Here is a 19,379-nt window from a genome sequence, read left to right as displayed (position 1 = left end):
TTCCTCTATAAGGGAAACGCAGGGAACAGTAGGGTTCAGGCGGGCCAGGCCCGCCCGTTTCAGGTTCAGGTTCAGGAAAACATGCCGCTTTGCAGGGCATGACGAATCAGATGCGCCTTATCATGAGCCGGGTTCAGCTGCAGCAGCCGCTGCATCGCCTGCTGGCTGGCGGATAAGTTGCCCAGCCCCAGATGGCCCAGCGCTTCAATAAACAAACAGTGCTGCTGATGCTGCTGCTGCGCTGAAACATCGAGCACCACCAGATCCGGGAGAGAGACGGCAAAAAAGTCGGCTTGCGGAACGTCATCCCGATGCTGCCTGGCCCAGGCGATAAAATTCTGGAAGTGCTGCTCGGCCTGCGCCGGATTACCGCTCTTACGCAGCGCGATGCCCTGCCAGAAAAGGTAATCGGCGGGCTGATCGTTGTAGTAACGCCCGGCGTCCAGCGTTGAGCCCCCTTGCAGGGCAAGCTGGTAATATTCCGCTGCCCGGTGCGCATCCCCAGTCTGTTCCGCGCAATAGCCCAGCAAATACCAGATATCGTTGTCCGTCTGCCCGGGCAGCCGCCCCTCTCCCAGGTTATCGGGATAGCGTAACGCTTCATTCAGGCAGCGAGCGGCCTGCGTGAACGCCTTACGTTCGATCAACTGTAAAGCGCGATGGAGCTGATTGAGCAAATACTGGCCGGTAACTTTCCCCTCCCCGCCTTCCCAGGGATGAAATACGCGCGTACCGAGAATAGCGGCGGCATCGGCGTAATGGCCGGCCGCGTTCCACAGGCTTAACAGCTCAGCGGTCAGGTCATCCCGTTTCAGCACCACCGCTTTGCGCGCCGCCAGCGTTTCCAGTCGTTCGTTTACCGGCGTACCCAGTGATTTTTTCAGGAAATCAAGCTCAAAGAGGAAGCGCGCGTTTTCGGGCTCAAGCTCTACGGCGCGCTGTAGATAAGCCAGCGCCTGCGCGGCATCCTGTTGTTTATTCCAGGCGTAAACCCCGAGCAGGCGATGAGCGGGCGCATAGTCGGGTGATTTTGCCAGCGTCTCGCGCCAGCAGCTTACCGCCTCTTCATAGCGACGTTTGCTGTACCAGAAGCAACCGAGCAGATAGCGGGCAAAAGCGCTATCGCTCAGGGTTTGCAGCATCTGGACTTCATCGAGCGTATTGGGGAAACGCACTTTTCGCGCATGGCAGCGCTCGGCTTCGGCAATTAACCGTTGCCGTTTATTCGCATCATCGCTTAACGAGGCGCGCCACAGCATCGGCAGCGCCTCCTGGCAATCCAGAACCTCAAGCACCTCCTTCGCCGCCTGCTTCTGACCGATGGAGAGCAGCCAGCCCGCCAGCAGGCTGCCGTTGATCCCTCTGCGCCCCGTTACGCGCAGCAGGCTCGCGCGCGCCTCATCGCCCGGCGCAATCATCCAGCGCGCGCAGTGCAGCGGATAGCTCAACGGGTATTGTTCGAGGCAGAGGACAATATACGCCTGCGCTTCCTTCGCCCGCCCGCGGTCCGCTAACGCCAGCGCTTTCAGCCCCATAGCCAGATGGTTGCTGGCGTTGAACTGCAGGCTGGTGTTGACCTTTTCCAGCGCGTCGGCGGTATCGCCACGCTTCATCGCCAGCCTTGCCAGCGCCCACCAGGCGGCATCGCGGCAGTTACCGCTCCAGGACGCTTTGTAATAGCAATCCCATGCTCCAGCTTCATCGCCCTGCCTTTCCAGCGCGCTGCCAAGCAGCATACTGGCTTCGCCATCGCGCGGATTTTTATTCAAACGATGGGCGCGAAGTAGCGCGGCCCGGGCACATTGCTCCGCCAGCCCCCAATCGGCGCAATTAAACGCCAGCGTCCCGAGGGCAACATTATTGCGGTAATCCTGCGGATCGAGGGCTATCGCCCGGCGATAGTAATCCGCGGCATAGCGGCTTGCATGATTGTATTGTTCAAGATGCTGGCCGATAAAATAGAGCTCATCGCCGTTGTGAATCTCTTCCGGCATCGCCGGCGCGCAGGCAGGTTCGGGCAGGGGCGTCTGCTGAGTAATATGTTCCTGATAATCCAGCAGCGGCTGGTTGTCTGCGGTTTTCACCCTAATGGTTAAGCGCCGGGCGTCATTTTCCGGCAGCGTATGCTGCCAGCTCTCGCCGGGCTTCAGCGTAAGCTGAGTTTCATACAGCGGCTGCTTTTCCGCGCTGAGTTCAACAACAATATTTTCCAGCGGCGCAATGGCGTAAACGCCGAGCTGCAGCTGCTCCGTCTCACGAACCAGCTTCAGCGCCAGCTGCGTATTGGCATTTTGCACCATCCCCAGCTCGCTGTAGGGAAGGAAGTTTTGCACAAACACCTTCTCTTCATAAGGCGCAAGCCAGGTAAAGTCAGGCTGGTTATCGGTGTAGACGCCGGTCATCAGCTCGATATAGGGGCCATTTTCGTCGGTCAGATTGCGGTCCCACGCCTGGCCAAAGTCGCCATAGCCCCAGCTCCACTGTTTTTTGCCCGGCGAGACGTGATGGTCGGCAACATGCAGCAGCCCACCGCGCTCGTCGTGGTGATAAGCGCCGACAAAGTCGTAGTCCGATTTCTCCGCCATATACGAGGTGGGTACCGGAACGTTTTTATAACGGGAGATATCGACGCCCGCAGAATAGTCCACTTTGTAGTAGGTGCCGGTGGCGATGGGAAAAGCGGAAACATCGCGCTTGCCGTGATCGAATACGGCGGTGACGTCGGGTGGAAACACGCTCTGGTGAGCATCGCCGCCTTTGACCGCCGGGTTGGCCCACCACAGGAAATGACGCGGCGTTGCGTTACCATTAAAAACCTTACCGGTAATTTCAATCAGCGCGCGGTCAGGATAGAGAGTAAACCCGGTCATGACCTGCAAACCGCGCATGGGCTCCGCTTCCCCCATCCATACGGTTTGCACGCCGTTTTCCCCGCGCTGGATCGAAAAATCGACCGGCATAAAGGTCGTCGGGCGGTGATGCTGCGGCCAGTTGAACTCGATACCGCCGGAGATCCAGGGCCCCAGTAGCCCTACCAGGGCGGGCTTAACGACTTCATTGTAATAGACGAAATCGCGCTGTTTGACTTTGTCATACGCCCGGTGAATACGTCCGCCGAGCTCCGGCAGCAGCATGATACGAATGAAATCATTCTCCATCCATACTGCCTGATAATCGCGCATTTCACGCTCGCCGGTCAGGGTATCTATCACGCCGTAGGGATAGACGTTGCCGGAGGAACCCTGATAAACGCGCTTTTCCAGAAACATGGGGTTCGGATCCTCCGCCCCCGTCGTCCACGTAGGTAATGTAATTGTTTCCTGCCAGACCTTAACCGAACCGTACATGACGCCTCCACTAAACGAAATAAAGTAAAACTTGCTATGAGAGGAGTTTATATCGCCATTTAGCTGCTAAAATGCGCAACGCTCACGCAATATAGTTAAGGGAGTTAAGTGTATGCAGCGCACCGGTTTGAATAACGCCCGGGTCAGGCAGGCCAACAAATCTATTTTTCTCTCCCACCTCTGGCGGGAGAAACAGCTCAGTAAATCCCAGCTTTCCCAGCTCACCGGGCTCTCTATTCCGGCTGTGAGCAACATTCTTGCCGAACTGCTTAGCGAGGGATTGATCGGCCATTCCACGGAAAAAATGAGCAAGCGCGGCGTAAACAGCGGAAGCTACCAGATCCCCGAACACGGTGCCTGGACGCTATGCATGAACATCACGCCGACCAGCATTGAGTATCAGCTTGCCGATGCCCGACTGCTGGCGGTTGACGGCCACCAGCATTTGCCCATCGATGCCCCCACGCCGCAGGCCCTTCTGGAGGCCATCGTGGAATGCTGGCGAGGTATACACCGCCGCTACCCGCAGCACAGCATCAATCTCGCGCTTGGCGTTCATGGGCAGGTTGATCCGGTAACCGGGGTGTCACAAACCATGCCCCAGGCGCGCTGGAAAACGCCGATTGAAATAAAGTATCTGCTGGAGGAACAGCTCGGCGTGCAGGTGCGGGTGGATAATGACTGCGTGATGCTGGCGCTGGCGGAGAAGTGGCAGCATCAGGGTATACAGCCGGATTTTTGCGTGATTAACGTCGATTACGGTATCGGCTCGTCATTTGTGATTAACGATCAGATTTATCGAGGAAGCCTCTACGGCAGCGGGCAGATAGGACACACGATTGTGAATCCTGACGGCAAGGCCTGCGACTGCGGGAGATACGGTTGCCTCGAAACCGTAGCGTCCCTCAGCGCGTTGAAAAAGCAGGCGCGGATGTGGCTCAAAACGCAGCCGGAAGCGCAGCGCTCTCCCGAGCAATTAACCACGGCATCGCTCATTGAAGCCTGGGAACAGGGAGACGTGCATATTCGCGCATGGGTTGATAGCGCGGCCAACGCCATTGGCTTAAGCCTTTATAATTTCTTAAATATTTTGAATATTAATCAGATCTGGCTATACGGACGCAGCTGCGCCTTTGGCGAACAATGGCTGGAAAGTATCGTTAAACAAACCGGCTTTAATCCCTTTGACCACGGCGATACGCCGCGAGCGCACGCCACTCAAATCGGCTTTGGCAAACTGACCCGCGCCCAGCAGCTGATGGGGATCGGTTATCTGTACGTGGAGGAACAGCTGCAAACGCTGCGTTAATCGTCAGAGGACGTGGCGGAGCGCAAATTTGTGTATTACGTTTAAATCACACGTCTCTCATAACGAGCTGATTATGAACACTCTACGCTATTTTGACTTTGGCTCCTCCCGCTCTCTGCTGCTGCTGATTGCGCGTATCGCGGTGGTGGTGCTGTTTATTCTTTTCGGCTATCCCAAGCTGCTCGGCTTTAGCGGCACGGTGCAGTACATGGCCTCCTCCGGCGCGCCGATGCCAACGCTTGCGGCCATCATTGCCATTATTATGGAAGTGCCGGCGGCCATTTTAATTGTGCTGGGCTTTTTCACCCGCCCGCTGGCGGTGATCTTTATTTTTTATACCCTCGGTACCGCGGTGATTGGCCATCACTACTGGGATATGACCGGCGATGCGGTTCTGCCGAACATGATTAACTTCTGGAAAAACATCAGTATTGCCGGCGCCTTCCTGCTGCTGGCGATAACCGGTCCCGGAGCGATTTCGCTCGACCGCCGCTAATCAACAGACGCAAAAAAGGCCGCATCAGCGGCCTTTTTTATGTCAACGCTAACGCTTACGCATAAACCGGGAAGCGTGCGCAGATATCCAGCACTTTACCCTTCACGCGCTCAATGACCGCTTCGTCATTGATGTTGTCCAGCACGTCGCACATCCAGCCGGCCAGCTCTTTCACTTCCGCTTCTTTAAAGCCGCGACGGGTGACTGCCGGAGAACCGATACGGATGCCGGAGGTCACAAACGGGCTCTTCGGATCGTTCGGCACGCTGTTTTTGTTGACGGTGATGTTAGCACGGCCCAGCGCAGCGTCCGCTTCTTTACCGGTCAGGTTTTTATCGACCAGATCCAGCAGGAACAGGTGGTTTTCAGTGCCGCCGGAAACCACTTTGTAGCCGCGGTTCAGGAACACTTCTACCATTGCCTTCGCGTTTTTCGCTACCTGCTGCTGGTAAACTTTGAACTCCGGCTCCATCGCTTCTTTCAGCGCAACGGCTTTCGCCGCGATAACGTGCATCAGCGGGCCGCCCTGGGCGCTCGGGAATACGGCAGAGTTCAGTTTTTTGTACAGCTCTTCGCTGCCGCCTTTCGCCAGGATCAGGCCGCCGCGCGGACCGGCCAGGGTTTTGTGGGTAGTGGTGGTCACGACGTGAGCATGCGGAACCGGGTTCGGGTAAACGCCAGCGGCGATCAGACCGGCAACGTGGGCCATGTCGACGAACAGGTATGCGCCGATGCTGTCAGCGATTTCGCGCATTTTTGCCCAGTCAACCACGCCGGAATAAGCGGAGAAACCACCGATAATCATCTTCGGTTTATGTTCCTGAGCCTGCTTAGCCATGTCTTCATAGTCAATTTTACCGGACTCATCGATGCCGTAAGGAATGATGTTGTACAGTTTGCCGGAGAAGTTAACCGGGGAGCCGTGAGTCAGGTGACCACCCTGCGCCAGGTTCATACCCAGAACGGTATCGCCCGGCTGCAGCAGTGCAGTATAGACCGCGAAGTTAGCCTGGGAGCCGGAGTGCGGCTGCACGTTAGCGTAGTCAGCGCCGAACAGCTCTTTGGCGCGATCGATAGCCAGCTGCTCTACGATATCGACGTATTCACAGCCGCCGTAGTAGCGCTTGCCCGGATATCCTTCAGCGTATTTGTTGGTCAGCTGAGAGCCCTGCGCCTGCATAACGCGCGGGCTGGTGTAGTTTTCGGAGGCGATCAGTTCGATGTGCTCTTCCTGACGTACTTTTTCTTGCTCCATAGCCTGCCACAGTTCGGCATCATAATCGGCAATGTTCATTTCACGCTTTAACATCCGCATCTCCTGACTCAGCTAACAATAAAATTTCGGCCTAAAAAGGCGGTCCACCTGGACAACGGCCCACAGTATAACTGAATCATTCTGCGATAACAGGTCTTGACAAAGGATTTTACGCAAACGATTGGCTCCGCGTTACACAAGGCTTTGAGCAATAAAGCACCTTCGATTATCAACGGATTTCTTTTCAGGTTTGTGATGCAAATAATTCATGTTGTAACTGCCTTACGGCAAAGTGTTAAAGAACCATTTACAAAGCAGGGTTATTTTTATAAAATGCATTTTAAATGCATCATTAAGATAACCTATAAAGGAAGCTGCTATGCTCGACGCGCAAACCATCGCTACGGTGAAAGCCACCATCCCTCTGCTGGTTGAAACCGGTCCGAAACTGACCGCCCATTTTTACGACCGCATGTTTGCTCATAATCCCGAACTCAAAGAAATCTTTAATATGAGTAATCAGCGCAACGGCGACCAGCGCGAGGCGCTGTTCAACGCCATTGCCGCCTATGCCAGCAATCTTGAGAACCTGCCCGCCCTGCTGCCGGCGGTGGAAAAAATCGCCCAGAAGCACACCAGCTTCCAGATCCAGCCCGAGCAGTACAATATTGTCGGCACCCACCTGCTGGCCACCCTTGACGAGATGTTCAGCCCGGGTCAGGAAGTGCTGGATGCCTGGGGCAAGGCCTACGGCGTGCTGGCCAACGTCTTTATTAATCGTGAAGCGCAAATCTACAGCGAAAGCGCCAGTAAAACCGGCGGCTGGGAAGGCACACGCGCGTTCCGCATCGTCAGAAAAACGCCGCGCAGCGCGCTGATTACCAGCTTTGAGTTTGAGCCGGTCGACGGCGGCGCGGTCGCTGAATACCATCCGGGCCAGTACCTGGCGGTCTGGCTGAAGCCGGAAGGCTTTCCGCATCAGGAAATTCGTCAGTACTCTTTGACCCGCAAACCCGACGGCAAAGGCTATCGCATTGCGGTTAAGCGTGAAAACGGCGGCCAGGTTTCAAACTGGCTGCATGATTCTGCGAAAGAAGGCGACGTGATTTACCTGGCCGCGCCGGCCGGCGATTTTTTCCTCAACGTGGCGCCGGAAACGCCGGTCACGCTGCTCTCCGGCGGCGTCGGTCAGACGCCGATGCTGGCGATGCTGGACACGCTGGCAAAAGCACAGCATCCGGCGCAGGTGAACTGGTTCCACGCGGCAGAGAATGGCGACGTGCACGCCTTCGCGGAGGAAGTGAAAGCGCTGGGTGAAACCCTGCCGAAGTTTACTTCTCACGTCTGGTACCGCAGCCCGAGCGAAACGGACCGTGACGCCGGCGCGTTTGACAGCGAAGGTTTGATGGATTTAGCGGCCCTGGCCGACAAGATCGGCGACCCGCAGATGCAGTTCTATCTCTGCGGCCCGGTGGCGTTTATGCAGTTTGCCGCGAAGCAGCTGGTAGATCTGGGCGTGAGCAGCGGCAACATTCATTACGAGTGCTTCGGCCCGCACAAGGTGCTGTAAACAGAGCGATGGATGCAGGCGGCCCGGAAATTATCGGGCCGCCATTCGGTTTGTCAGCTTAAATCGCCGCGTCGTCTTCTTCGCCGGTGCGGATACGAATCACGCGCGCGACATCGAAAACAAAGATCTTACCGTCGCCGATTTTGCCGGTCTGCGCCGTACGGATAATGGTATCCACGCAGGTATCGACGATATCATCGGTGACAACGATTTCGATTTTCACTTTCGGCAGAAAATCGACCATATACTCCGCGCCGCGATACAGCTCGGTATGCCCCTTCTGGCGGCCAAAACCTTTCACTTCCGTTACCGTCATCCCGGTGATGCCGACTTCGGCCAGCGCTTCACGCACGTCATCCAGTTTGAAGGGTTTAATAATCGCATCAATCTTTTTCATGGTGTTCCTGTTTTAGTCGCGTAACCGGTTGCTAACCGTATCATAACTTGCGTCATCACGCGGAGCTACTCTTTAAAGTCGTTAGCGTCGAGCTCGTGGCGCGACAGCAGCTTATAAAATTCGGTGCGGTTGCGCCCCGCCATCCGCGCCGCATGCGTGACGTTGCCTTTAGTGATTTGCAGCAGCTTGCGCAGGTAATTGAGCTCAAACTGATTCCGCGCCTCAACAAAGGTCGGCAGCGCGGTGTTTTCCCCTTCCAGCGCCTGCTCCACCAGGGCGTCGCTAATGACCGGCGAAGAGGTTAGCGCCACGCACTGCTCAATCACGTTCACCAGCTGGCGCACGTTGCCCGGCCATTTTGCGGCCATCAGCCGCTTCATCGCATCGGTGGAGAACGCGCGAACAAAGGGTTTGTGGCGATCGGCGGACTGGCGCAGCAGATGGTTCGCCAGCAGCGGAATATCTTCCGTACGCTCGGCCAGCGGCGGGATTTTCAGATTCACCACGTTGAGACGATAAAACAGATCTTCGCGAAACTCGCCGCGCGCCATGGCCTTCGGCAGGTCGCGATGGGTCGCAGAAATAATCCGCACATCAATGTCGATATCGCGGTTGCTGCCCAGCGGGCGCACTTTACGCTCCTGCAGGACGCGCAGCAGTTTAACCTGCAGCGCCACCGGCATATCGCCGATTTCATCAAGAAACAGGGTCCCGCCTTCTGCGGCCTGGAATAGCCCCTCGCGATTGCTGACCGCGCCGGTAAAAGCGCCGCGGGCGTGGCCAAACAGCTCTGACTCCAGCAGCTGCTCGGGAAGCGCGCCGCAGTTAATGGCGACAAAAGGTTTATCGCGGCGCGGGCTGGCGTTATGAATTGCCTGGGCGACAATCTCCTTGCCGGTACCGCTCTGGCCGTTAATCAGTACGCTGACGTCCGACTGCGCCACCATCCCTGCCTGCTCCAGCAGACGCTCCATCAGCGGGCTGCGGGTCACAATCGCCTGGCGCCAGCGCTCATCGGTGGTGGGCGCGCTCTGCTCCAGCGCGTCATCAATCGCTTTATACAGAGCGTCTTTATCCACCGGCTTGGTGAGAAAGCTAAATACGCCCTGCTGGGTCGCGGCAACGGCGTCCGGAATGGAACCGTGCGCGGTGAGAATGATCACCGGCATTCCCGGCTGAACCTTCTGGATTTCGCTGAACAGCTGGAGGCCGTCCATCTCGTCCATCCGCAGGTCGCTGACTACCAGGTCGACTTTGTCACGGCTCAGGGTGCGCAGGGCCTCTGGCCCGCTCTCGGCGGTCAGTACGCTGTATCCTTCGCTGACAAGACGCATGCCCAGCAGCTTCAGCAGCCCCGGATCGTCGTCCACCAGCAGCAGGCGGGCGGGTTTACGGATCGTCATGAATCACCTCCGGGACCTTCTCGCCGCCGTGCCCGGCGTCCGGGCTGAAGTTCCCGCCGGGTTTACGGCTGGAGAGCTGGCGCTCGATGTCGGTGAGATTCTCCAGCTTGCGGGTCGTCAGTTCGAGCTGACTGCGAAGTTCAATTTCCTGCTGACGCAGCGTCTCCAGCTCCGCATCGCTTGACTGCTGCAATTTGGCGTAGCGGGAGCGCTCCTCAATCAGCTGAAGCTGCCGGCCCTGGGCATCGCGCCAGAGCTGATAAAGCGGGCGAACCTGGGCGGCGATTTGCGGGCTGAAGGCATCCAGACTGGCCACCAGATCGCGACGTTCGTTGGGCGTAATTTTGGCATCGGCCAGTAAAATGCCGCGTTTAAAGGCATCCTGCCAGCTGTTGGCATCGTGCTGCCGGGCTTCAGCCCGCGCCTGTACCGGAGCAAGGCGATCCGCGCAGTCAATTCCCCGCAGCCAGTAAAGCGGGTTTTTATCACTGGCCTCGCTTTGCAGGCTCCAGATATCGGCGCACTCCACCGAAAGAAAATCGGCGACCTGATGCTGCGGCAGCGCGGAGAGCGTTTTGCCATCCGCGGCGTGTGGTGATGTAGAGGCGGAACATCCCGCCAGCGCCAGGCAGGACATGCCTGACAGCAGCCATCCCCTGAGGGGACGGACAAGTGCGAAGAAGTGGGACATATTCACCCGATAGTTATACGTTATTTTGTCCAGACTCGGCGACGGGGAGCGTGATACGAAAACAGATTAGCCCTGATTTATCATCAACCAGGCTCAGCTCGCCCTGCATTTGCCGTACGCAGTCGCGGGCAATGCTCAGCCCCAGACCGCTGCCTTTTACCGCCCCTTTACGCTGGTGGCTTCCCTGATAAAAAGGCTCAAAAATCATGTTTCTCTCTGCGGGCGGGATCGGCTCGCCGTCGTTAATGACGTCAATGCGCACCTGCTCGCCGTGCCGATAGCTATGAATGCGAATGTTACCGGATTCAGCACCATAGTGCACCGCATTGGAGTAGAGATTATCCAGGACGCTCACCAGCAGAGCGGGCTCCGCTTCGCATAAACGCTCGCTGAGCAACAGTTCGGTATGCATCATTTTAGCTCTTGCCGGCAGGCTATGGGCAGAAACCACATTTTCCACCAGTTCGGCCAGGTTTACCGTCTCGCGCGCAATCGGGCCATCGGCCTGTTTACGGTTGTAATCCAGCAGCTGCTCGATCAGCTTTTGCAGGTTGCGGCTGCTGTTATCGAGAATTTCAACGATCTCCTGCTGCTCGGGCGTCAGCGGCCCGGCCACCCGGTCGGCAAGCAGTTCCGTCCCTTCGCGCATGCTGGCCAGCGGCGTTTTCAGCTCATGGGAAAGATGGCGCAGGAACTGATGACGCTGGGATTCCAGCCAGGCAAGGCGTTCGCTCAGCCAGATAATGCGTTTACCGACGGAGCGCAGCTCGCGCGGACCGGTAAACAGCGCGGCGTCGTCCAGCGACTTCCCCTCCCCCAGTCGGTTGATCATTCTCTCAATGCCCTTCACCGGGCCGATAATCATGCGGGTGAACAGCAGCACCAGCGCCAGGCTGAGCAGGAACAGCACCAGCGCCTGCCAGCCGAAGAACTGCCCGCGCTCGGCGATTTCCTGCTGCAGCTGCTGCCCGCGCGAATAGACCACCGTTCGGGTTGCCTGCACCATGTCGCTATTGGCCGAGGCAAACGCTTCCAGGCTGGCGGCTGACTTCGCCGCCGGACCGCTATTTTTACACTGTAGCTCGGCCAGATCGTCGAGATCCTGACGCAGCGCCTGCCAGATTTTCTCATCGGGCAGGACGCCCGCGTGAGCATCAAGCATTTCGCTGTAGCGTTGGCGCTGATTCTGGTAGACCCGCGCCAGCGTCGGATCGTCCAGCACGCAGTACTGACGGTAGCTACGTTCCATCTCCAGCGATGCGTTAATCATCGCTTCGCTGCGGCGGGCGTCGATAAGGGTAGTACGGTTGATATGCGCCGCCTGCGCGCTCAGCGCGTTGAGGCTTTGCCACGCCTGCCATGCCAGCACCAGCAGCGGCAGCAGGATCAGCACGAAGGATAGCGTGACCAGCTGGCGCAGCGAACGGGGGAAAAGGGAGAGTCGCTTCACGGATAGGGTCTCAATCATTAGCTCATGACGATGCTAACCGAGGACGCAATAAACATCTACGCCGGAAATAATAAAGCCAGGCTACAGGAGCCTGGCTTTATTAAGAAATGAGGCGGTGCCTTACTCGACGTTTCGCCCGATGACTGATAAAGCAGAGCTGTTATCAGGAGTTGGACGGCAGGCACCTGTTTGTGCGTCATTCGAAGTTTATGTAGCGCGTCCCGAAGGGGCTGACATAAGAAGGTGAATGAGCCACTGGTTATAATTATGCACGAACTATGCCACATCTCAAAACATTTTATTAACACAATGAAATATAATACCTTTTTACTATTCATGGACATGAATGATGATGGTCGGTTTATGCGCAAAGTGTCGCTGATTAGCAACACCGGATGAATGGTTTAGCAATGCCATTATAAATCAATATGTTAAGTGTCACCTTTTGACGACACCGCTATAGCGCGTTTGTCGGCGATCCCCGACACCTGCTCTCGATACGCCTCACCAATAAAAAAGCCTCCTGCGCGGGCAGGAGGCTTAATGCGATTTGTGAGCGGTTTTAGCCCAGCTGTTTACGCGCGTTGCGGAAAATACGCATCCACGGGCTGTCTTCGCCCCAGTTTTCCGGATGCCAGGAGTTCGACACGGTACGGAACACGCGTTCCGGGTGCGGCATCATGATGGTCGCGCGCCCGCTTTCGCTGGTCACCGCGGTGATACCGTTCGGCGAACCGTTCGGGTTAGCCGGATAGTTTTCCGTCACCTTGCCGACGTTGTCGACAAAGCGCAGCGCCACCAGGCCTTTGCTTTCCAGCTGCGCCAGATGCGCGCCATCGCGGACTTCCACCTGTCCTTCACCGTGAGATACGGCAATCGGCATCATTGACCCCACCATCCCCTGCAGCAGCAGCGACGGGCTCTGGGTCACTTCAACCAGGCTGAAGCGCGCTTCAAAGCGGTCGGACTGGTTACGCACAAAGCGCGGCCACAGCTCGCTGCCCGGGATCAGCTCGCGCAGGTTAGACATCATCTGGCAGCCGTTGCACACGCCCAGCGCCAGGGTTTGCGGACGATGGAAGAAGGTGGCAAATTCGTCGCGAACCCGCTCATTGAACAGGATCGATTTCGCCCAGCCCTCACCCGCGCCTAAAACGTCACCGTAGGAGAAGCCGCCGCAGGCCACCAGCGCCTGGAAGTCAGCAAGACCGGTACGCCCCGCCAGCAGGTCGCTCATGTGCACGTCGATGGCATCAAAGCCCGCGCGATGGAACGCCGCGGCCATTTCTACATGGGAGTTCACGCCCTGCTCGCGCAGCACCGCAACCTTCGGACGCGCGCCGGTGGCAATATAAGGCGCAGCGATATCCTCATTGATATCGAAGGAGAGCTTCACGTTAAGGCCCGGATCGGCATCGTTGGCTTTCGCCTCGTGCTCCTGGTCGGCGCACTCCGGGTTATCGCGCAGACGCTGCATTTGCCAGGTGGTTTCTGCCCACCACATGCGCAGCGTTGTGCGGCTTTCGCTGAATACCGGATGACCGTCGGCCTCGATGACAAAGCGATCGCCCGTCGTGGCCTGGCCAAGATAGTGAACGCAATCCGCCAGACCATGAGCGGCCAGCAGCGCTTCCACCGCCTGGCGGTCGGCGGCACGAACCTGAATCACCCCGCCAAGCTCCTCGTTAAACAGCGCGGCCAGACGATCCTCGCCGAGCGCGGCGATATCAACCTTGACGCCGCAGTGGCCGGTAAAGGCCATCTCGGCCAGCGTGACCAGCAGGCCACCGTCAGACCGGTCGTGCCACGCCAGCAGCTTACCTTCGGCCACCAGCGCCTGCATTGCGTCCCAGAAGCCTTTCAGCTGCGCGACATCGCGCACGTCGGCGGTCACATCGCCAAGCTGACGATAAACCTGCGCCAGCGCGGTCGCGCCCAGCGCATTGTTCCCCTTGCCTAAATCAATCAGCAGCAGGGCATTGTCTTCGGTCGCGAGCTGTGGGGTGACGGTACGGCGTACGTCTTCCACGCGAGCAAAGGCGGAAATCACCAGCGACAGCGGAGAGGTCATCTCGCGCTGTTCAGCGCCTTCCTGCCAGCGGGTTTTCATCGACATGGAGTCTTTACCCACCGGAATGGTCAGTCCCAGGGCCGGACAGAGCTCTTCGCCAACCGCTTTTACCGCTTCATATAAACCGGCGTCTTCGCCCGGGTGACCGGCTGCGGCCATCCAGTTTGCCGACAGCTTCACGCGATTGAGCGCGCCAATCTGCGTCGCCGCGATGTTGGTCAGCGCCTCGCCGACCGCCAGACGGGCGGAAGCGGCAAAGTCCAGCAGCGCCACCGGCGCGCGCTCGCCAATAGACATGGCTTCGCCATAGTAGCTGTCGAGACTGGCGGTGGTCACCGCGCAGTTAGCCACCGGGATCTGCCACGGACCCACCATCTGATCGCGCGCCACCATACCGGTGACGGTACGGTCGCCGATGGTGACGAGGAAGGTTTTCTCCGCCACGGTCGGCAGGTGCAGCACGCGATTCACCGCATCGGCAATAGTGATTCCCTGGCGTTCCAGACTCTGGCCCTGGGCTTTGAGCGTCTGCACGTCGCGGGTCATTTTCGGCGTTTTGCCCAGCAGCACGTCAAGCGGCAGGTCGATCGGGCGATCGTCAAAGTGAGTATCGTCGAGGCTCAGATGCAGCGCTTCGGTCGCTTCGCCAATCACAGCATACGGCGCGCGTTCGCGGCGGCACAGCTCATCAAACAGCGGCAGCTGCTCCGGCGCGACCGCCAGCACATAACGTTCCTGCGATTCGTTACACCAGATCTCCAGCGGGCTCATGCCCGGCTCATCGCTGAGGATATCGCGCAGCTGGAATTTACCGCCGCGTCCGCCGTCGCTGACCAGTTCAGGCATCGCGTTCGACAGACCGCCGGCGCCGACGTCGTGGATAAACAGAATCGGGTTGGCGTCGCCCAGCTGCCAGCAGCGGTCGATAACTTCCTGGCAACGACGTTCCATTTCCGGGTTGTCGCGCTGTACGGAGGCGAAATCGAGATCGGCATCGGACTGGCCGGAAGCCATTGAAGAGGCCGCGCCGCCGCCAAGACCGATGTTCATCGCCGGACCGCCGAGAACAATCAGCTTCGCGCCGACGACGATCTCGCCCTTCTGCACGTGTTCGCCGCGAATGTTGCCGATACCGCCCGCCAGCATAATGGGCTTGTGATAGCCGCGCAGCTCTTCGCCGTTGTGGCTGCTCACTTTCTCTTCATAGGTACGGAAGTAACCGTTGAGCGCCGGACGACCAAATTCGTTGTTAAACGCCGCGCCGCCCAGCGGGCCTTCGGTCATGATATCCAGCGCGGTGACGATACGCTCCGGCTTACCGAAATCCTCTTCCCACGGCTGCTCAAACCCCGGAATACGCAGGTTGGAAACCGAGAAGCCCACCAGACCCGCTTTCGGCTTCGCGCCGCGCCCGGTGGCGCCTTCATCGCGAATTTCGCCGCCGGAACCGGTCGCCGCGCCCGGCCACGGAGAGATCGCCGTCGGGTGGTTATGGGTTTCGACCTTCATCAGAATATGCGCGTCTTCCTGGTGGAAGTCGTAGCGGCCGGTTTCGTGGTCGGCGAAGTAGCGCCCCACGGCTGAACCTTCCATTACCGCGGCGTTGTCTTTATAAGCAGACAGCACGTAGTCCGGGGTTTTCTCGAAGGTGTTTTTGATCATTTTAAACAGCGACTTCGGCTGCTTTTCGCCATCAATGACCCAGTCGGCGTTAAAAATCTTGTGTCGGCAGTGCTCGGAGTTAGCCTGCGCGAACATATAGAGTTCGATATCGTTCGGGTTGCGCCCCAGCTTCTGGAAAGCATCCTGCAGATAGTCGATTTCATCATCCGCCAGCGCCAGCCCCAGACGGAGGTTGGCGTCAATCAGCGCCTGACGGCCCAGGCCCAGCAGATCAACGCTGGTGACCGGGGTTGGCTGATGGTGGGCGAAGAGTTTTTCACCCTCTTCCAGCGCACCAAAGACGCTTTCCATCATGCGGTCATGCAGTTCGGCCGCCACCTGCGACCACTGTTCGTCATTCAGGCTGCTCGCTTCGACGTAATACGCCACGCCGCGCTCCAGGCGCAAAACCTGTGACAGGCCGCAGTTATGGGCAATGTCGGTAGCTTTAGAAGACCAGGGAGAGATGGTGCCGGGACGGGGGGTAACGAGCAGTAGCTTGCCGGTCGGGGTATGGCTGCTTAAGTTCGGGCCATACTTGAGCAATCTTGCCAGGCTCTCGCGATCGTCGCCGCTGAGCGGGGCGCTGAGGTCGGCAAAATGAACGTACTCGGCATAAAGGGTGCTGACCGGAAGGTTGGCCGCCTGGAAACGTGCCAGCAGTTTATTGATACGGAATGCCGACAGTGCAGGTGAACCACGCAAAATTTCCATCATAAGTCTCTCGTCTTCGAAGCTTTCATGGTGAGCCAGGGGGGAAACGGGCGCCATTATAGTGAATCCTGCGCCCCGACGAAACCGTTTGCGTAGAAATAAAATGATTGCCGGGGTTTATCAATTAATGTGACTCATCTCGCGAATAAGTTGCCAACTGGCGCATTCTTAAGCAAAATGCCGCTCATTCCAGGACAACCTTTTACTTTTTCTGGTCATAATCTGCTGAGGAACGCGAAGCTGCAGAAGATTAACTATCTGAAAAAACTAAAGATTAATTATCTGCTCATCGGCATTGTGACCCTCCTGCTGGCGGCTGCCCTGTGGCCGTCTCTCCCGTGGATGGGAAAACCAGAAAACCGCGTGGCGGGGATCATGGCGCGCGGAGAACTGCGAATCAGCACCATTAATTCGCCGATGACCTTCGCGACTATCAATGACAAGACCTACGGTTTTGATTATGAGCTGGCGCAGCAGTTTGCCGACTACCTCGGCGTCGAGCTCAAAGTCACCGTCAGGCAGAATATCAGCCAGCTATTCGACGACCTCGATGAAGGCAAAGCCGACATGCTGGCAGCCGGGCTGGTCTACAACTCCGAGCGGGTGAAAAACTATCAGGTCGGGCCGACCTACTATTCCGTTTCGCAACAGCTGGTGTATCGCAAAGGCAACCTGCGTCCGCGCACCCTGGCAAACATCACCGCCGCGCAGCTGGCCATCGCTCCCGGGCACGTGGCGATTAACGATCTCCAGGCATTGAAAAAGCAAAAATATCCCGACCTTGAGTGGCACGTGGACGATAAGCGCGGCACGACGGCGCTGATGCAGGCGGTTATCGATGGCAAACTCGACTATACCGTCGCTGATTCGGTCGCCGTCAGTCTGTTCCAGCGCGTCCACCCGGAGCTGGCCGTCGCCCTCGATATCAGCGACGAACAGCCGGTCACCTGGTTTAGCGAAAAAGGTGAGGATAATTCCCTGCCGGCGGCAATGCTCGATTTCTTCAATAACATTAACGAAGATGGCACCCTGGCGAGGCTGGAGGAGAAATACCTCGGCCACGGCAACGATTTTGACTACGTTGACACCCGCACCTTCCTGCGCGCCGTGGAGAGCGTTCTACCTGACCTGCAGCCGATGTTTGAAAAATACGCCCGACAGATAGACTGGCGGCTGCTGGCGGCTATCTCATGGCAGGAATCGCACTGGGATCCGCAGGCTACCTCTCCGACGGGCGTTCGCGGGATAATGATGTTGACCCGCAATACGGCACAAAGCCTGGGCCTGACCGATCGCACCGACGCCGAGCAAAGCCTCGACGGCGGCATGCGTTATTTACAGGACATGATGAATAAAGTGCCGGAGTCGGTCCCACAGGACGAACGCATCTGGTTTGCGCTGGCGGCTTATAATATGGGCTACGCGCACATGCTTGACGCGATGGCGCTGACCAAAAAGCAGAAAGGCAACCCGAATAGCTGGGCGGATGTGAAGCAGCGTCTGCCGCTGCTAAGCCAGAAAAACTACTACAGCCGACTGAAGTACGGATTTGCACGCGGGCACGAAGCCTACGCTTACGTCGAAAATATCCGCAAATATCATATCAGCCTCGTGGGCTATCTCTCTGAAAAAGAGAAAAAAGACGCGCAGATGGCGGCCTTAGGCGAACACTATCCGGCGGTCATGCCGGATGAGCTGGATAAAGAAGAGCAGTACACCAGGTCCTTTTTTAACTTTCGCGCCGAAACGCTGGTCGATAACGCAAAATTAAAAATCCCCGGAATGGGGCATTAATCTTGCGCCTGTTGGCCAGCTCGCTTTAGCGCTTTTTTCTCTTCCCGCCGCCAGCGGAAGAAATCGCTCAGCATGCCGGAACAGGCCTCCGCCATAACACCTTCCGCTATTTCTACCCGATGGTTCATGCCCGGATGATGCAGCACATCAATCAGCGACCCGGCGGCGCCGGTTTTCGCATCCCTGGCGCCAAACACCAGCCGGGAAATACGGCTGTGCACCATTGCGCCGGCGCACATCACGCAGGGTTCGAGAGTAACGTACAGCGTTGCGTCAATCAGGCGATAGTTTTGCAACACCAGCCCGCCCTGACGCAGCGCCATAATCTCGGCGTGCGCGGTGGGATCGTGGCGGCCGATGGGCCGGTTCCAGCCCTCGCCGATGACCTGATGATTATGCACCAGCACGGCGCCGACCGGCACCTCGCCCTCTTCCCAGGCGCGTTTGGCCAGCGTCAGGGCGTGACGCATCCAGTATTCATCATTTAATTCATGGTCAGACAAAGCGGGCACTCCTGCAGAAAAGCGGGGCGCATTATACATGGGCGCTATGTATTACACACTATTCTAACTGCTGAAGATCGCCCTGCGGCGTCACCCGCCAGCGGTGCTGGCAAAAAGAGAGCAGCGGGTTGTCCTGCTCGCTGTCGCTGTAGCCGCTATACAAGCGCAGCGGTGCGCCGATCTTTTGTTCCAGCTGCGTCACTTTTTCATTACCGAGACAGCGCAGGGTTAACCCCCAGCCGCCGTAGCGTCGCTCCATTCGGCTGGCGATCAGATTCACCCGCGGCAGCCAGGCGGTATCAAAATAGACCTGTTCAACCAGCGACTGCGGCGAACCGGTGATCAGCCAGACGTCAGCGTCCGTGCTGGTCAGATAATGTTTAAGCCGCGCCTGAACAACCGGGAATGCCGTGACGTGCTGGCGAAACCAGCGAACAAAATTGGCCTCCAGGCGTTTAAGCTGCTGCTCGCTGCGTCCGAAGGTTGATGCCCAGAGCAGCAGGCTCATCGGCCAGCGCGCGGCGCGACCGTATAACATCAGTCCGGCCGCGATAACCGGCAATAAAGGAAGCAGCAGCAGCGCGTTCAGCGGCTGATGGCGCAGGGCATAGCGCAAAAAGCTACCGAACATATCCTGCTGATGCAAGGTTCCATCCAGATCAAAGAAAACCACTCTCCGCGTGCTGCTATTCAAAACCCACTCCCCTGAACGATCGC

The 19,379-nt window shown here is 57.7% G+C and carries 13 protein-coding genes; 4 read left to right on the top strand and 9 right to left on the bottom strand.

The window, feature by feature from the left end; genetic code table 11:
• Positions 1–71: 71 nt before the first annotated feature.
• Complete coding sequence (locus tag SIK97_RS11665) at positions 72–3,347, bottom strand: DUF5107 domain-containing protein (RefSeq protein WP_057173013.1); 3,276 nt, start codon at positions 3,345–3,347, stop codon at positions 72–74.
• Positions 3,348–3,459: 112 nt separating this feature from the next.
• Between SIK97_RS11665 and SIK97_RS11660 the strand changes: the two genes are divergently transcribed.
• Both SIK97_RS11660 and SIK97_RS11655 read left to right on the top strand, forming a co-directional pair.
• Positions 3,460–4,656 carry an ROK family transcriptional regulator gene (locus SIK97_RS11660; protein WP_025106588.1) on the top strand — a complete coding sequence of 399 codons (1,197 nt, stop codon included), beginning with the start codon at positions 3,460–3,462 and terminating at the stop codon, positions 4,654–4,656.
• Positions 4,657–4,729: 73 nt separating this feature from the next.
• The gene (locus tag SIK97_RS11655) at positions 4,730–5,152 is read left to right on the top strand and encodes a DoxX family protein (RefSeq protein WP_025106587.1); all 423 of its coding nucleotides are present in this window, start codon (positions 4,730–4,732) and stop codon (positions 5,150–5,152) included.
• A 55-nt stretch (positions 5,153–5,207) separates the two neighbouring features.
• Here SIK97_RS11655 and glyA read toward each other — a convergent pair whose 3' ends face one another.
• On the bottom strand, positions 5,208–6,461 hold the full coding sequence (glyA, locus tag SIK97_RS11650) for a serine hydroxymethyltransferase (RefSeq protein WP_009654385.1): 1,254 nt from the start codon (positions 6,459–6,461) through the stop codon (positions 5,208–5,210).
• 325 nt (positions 6,462–6,786) lie between these two features.
• Here glyA and hmpA point away from each other — a divergent pair, with 325 nt between their 5' ends.
• Complete coding sequence (gene hmpA / locus SIK97_RS11645) at positions 6,787–7,977, top strand: NO-inducible flavohemoprotein (RefSeq protein WP_057173012.1); 1,191 nt, start codon at positions 6,787–6,789, stop codon at positions 7,975–7,977.
• Positions 7,978–8,035: 58 nt separating this feature from the next.
• On the opposite strand, the gene glnB is transcribed toward hmpA, so the two are convergent.
• The 5 genes from glnB to purL all read right to left on the bottom strand — a co-directional run bounded on the left by glnB (position 8,036) and on the right by purL (position 16,368).
• Positions 8,036–8,374 (bottom strand): nitrogen regulatory protein P-II, encoded by a 339-nt coding sequence (glnB, locus tag SIK97_RS11640; protein WP_002914032.1) that lies wholly within the window; start codon positions 8,372–8,374, stop codon positions 8,036–8,038.
• 65 nt (positions 8,375–8,439) lie between these two features.
• Entirely contained in the window at positions 8,440–9,777 is a 1,338-nt protein-coding gene (glrR, locus tag SIK97_RS11635) for a two-component system response regulator GlrR (protein ID WP_014230390.1), read from the bottom strand.
• A complete protein-coding gene (qseG, locus tag SIK97_RS11630) occupies positions 9,764–10,468 on the bottom strand; it encodes a two-component system QseEF-associated lipoprotein QseG (protein ID WP_032750903.1) in 705 nt (234 codons plus the stop codon). Before qseG ends, glrR begins: the two co-directional genes overlap by 14 nt.
• Positions 10,469–10,481: 13 nt before the next feature.
• Positions 10,482–11,918, bottom strand: a complete 1,437-nt coding sequence (locus SIK97_RS11625) for a sensor histidine kinase (protein ID WP_025106584.1) — start codon at positions 11,916–11,918, stop codon at positions 10,482–10,484.
• 562 nt (positions 11,919–12,480) lie between these two features.
• Complete coding sequence (purL, locus tag SIK97_RS11620) at positions 12,481–16,368, bottom strand: phosphoribosylformylglycinamidine synthase (protein WP_057173014.1); 3,888 nt, start codon at positions 16,366–16,368, stop codon at positions 12,481–12,483.
• Positions 16,369–16,542: 174 nt separating this feature from the next.
• Between purL and mltF the strand changes: the two genes are divergently transcribed.
• Positions 16,543–18,159: a membrane-bound lytic murein transglycosylase MltF gene (gene mltF / locus SIK97_RS11615; protein WP_014839219.1), complete on the top strand. Its 1,617-nt coding sequence runs from the start codon at positions 16,543–16,545 to the stop codon at positions 18,157–18,159.
• On the opposite strand, the gene tadA is transcribed toward mltF, so the two are convergent.
• Together tadA and yfhb are read right to left on the bottom strand one after the other, a co-directional pair.
• The gene (tadA, locus tag SIK97_RS11610; protein ID WP_014230397.1) at positions 18,156–18,662 is read right to left on the bottom strand and encodes a tRNA adenosine(34) deaminase TadA; all 507 of its coding nucleotides are present in this window, start codon (positions 18,660–18,662) and stop codon (positions 18,156–18,158) included. The genes mltF and tadA overlap by 4 nt on opposite strands.
• 58 nt (positions 18,663–18,720) lie before the next feature.
• Positions 18,721–19,356 (bottom strand): phosphatidylglycerophosphatase C, encoded by a 636-nt coding sequence (gene yfhb, locus SIK97_RS11605; protein WP_004853258.1) that lies wholly within the window; start codon positions 19,354–19,356, stop codon positions 18,721–18,723.
• Positions 19,357–19,379 lie beyond the last annotated feature (23 nt).

Source organism: Klebsiella sp. JN_Kp126, from assembly GCF_033843325.1.
Lineage (GTDB): Bacteria > Pseudomonadota > Gammaproteobacteria > Enterobacterales > Enterobacteriaceae > Klebsiella > Klebsiella michiganensis.
The sequence above is the reverse complement of the archived record's forward strand: the minus strand, read 5'-3'. Positions and strand labels throughout refer to the sequence as shown.

Excerpts from the sequence above, each read along its gene's own strand:
- SIK97_RS11665 (WP_057173013.1), bottom strand. The coding sequence starts at position 3,347 with ATGTACGGTTCGGTTAAGGTCTGGCAGGAAACAATTACATTACCTACG.
- SIK97_RS11660 (WP_025106588.1), top strand. The coding sequence starts at position 3,460 with ATGCAGCGCACCGGTTTGAATAACGCCCGGGTCAGGCAGGCCAACAAA.
- SIK97_RS11655 (WP_025106587.1), top strand. The coding sequence starts at position 4,730 with ATGAACACTCTACGCTATTTTGACTTTGGCTCCTCCCGCTCTCTGCTG.
- glyA (WP_009654385.1), bottom strand. The coding sequence starts at position 6,461 with ATGTTAAAGCGTGAAATGAACATTGCCGATTATGATGCCGAACTGTGG.
- hmpA (WP_057173012.1), top strand. The coding sequence starts at position 6,787 with ATGCTCGACGCGCAAACCATCGCTACGGTGAAAGCCACCATCCCTCTG.
- glnB (WP_002914032.1), bottom strand. The coding sequence starts at position 8,374 with ATGAAAAAGATTGATGCGATTATTAAACCCTTCAAACTGGATGACGTG.
- glrR (WP_014230390.1), bottom strand. The coding sequence starts at position 9,777 with ATGACGATCCGTAAACCCGCCCGCCTGCTGCTGGTGGACGACGATCCG.
- qseG (WP_032750903.1), bottom strand. The coding sequence starts at position 10,468 with ATGTCCCACTTCTTCGCACTTGTCCGTCCCCTCAGGGGATGGCTGCTG.
- purL (WP_057173014.1), bottom strand. The coding sequence starts at position 16,368 with ATGATGGAAATTTTGCGTGGTTCACCTGCACTGTCGGCATTCCGTATC.
- mltF (WP_014839219.1), top strand. The coding sequence starts at position 16,543 with ATGCCGCTCATTCCAGGACAACCTTTTACTTTTTCTGGTCATAATCTG.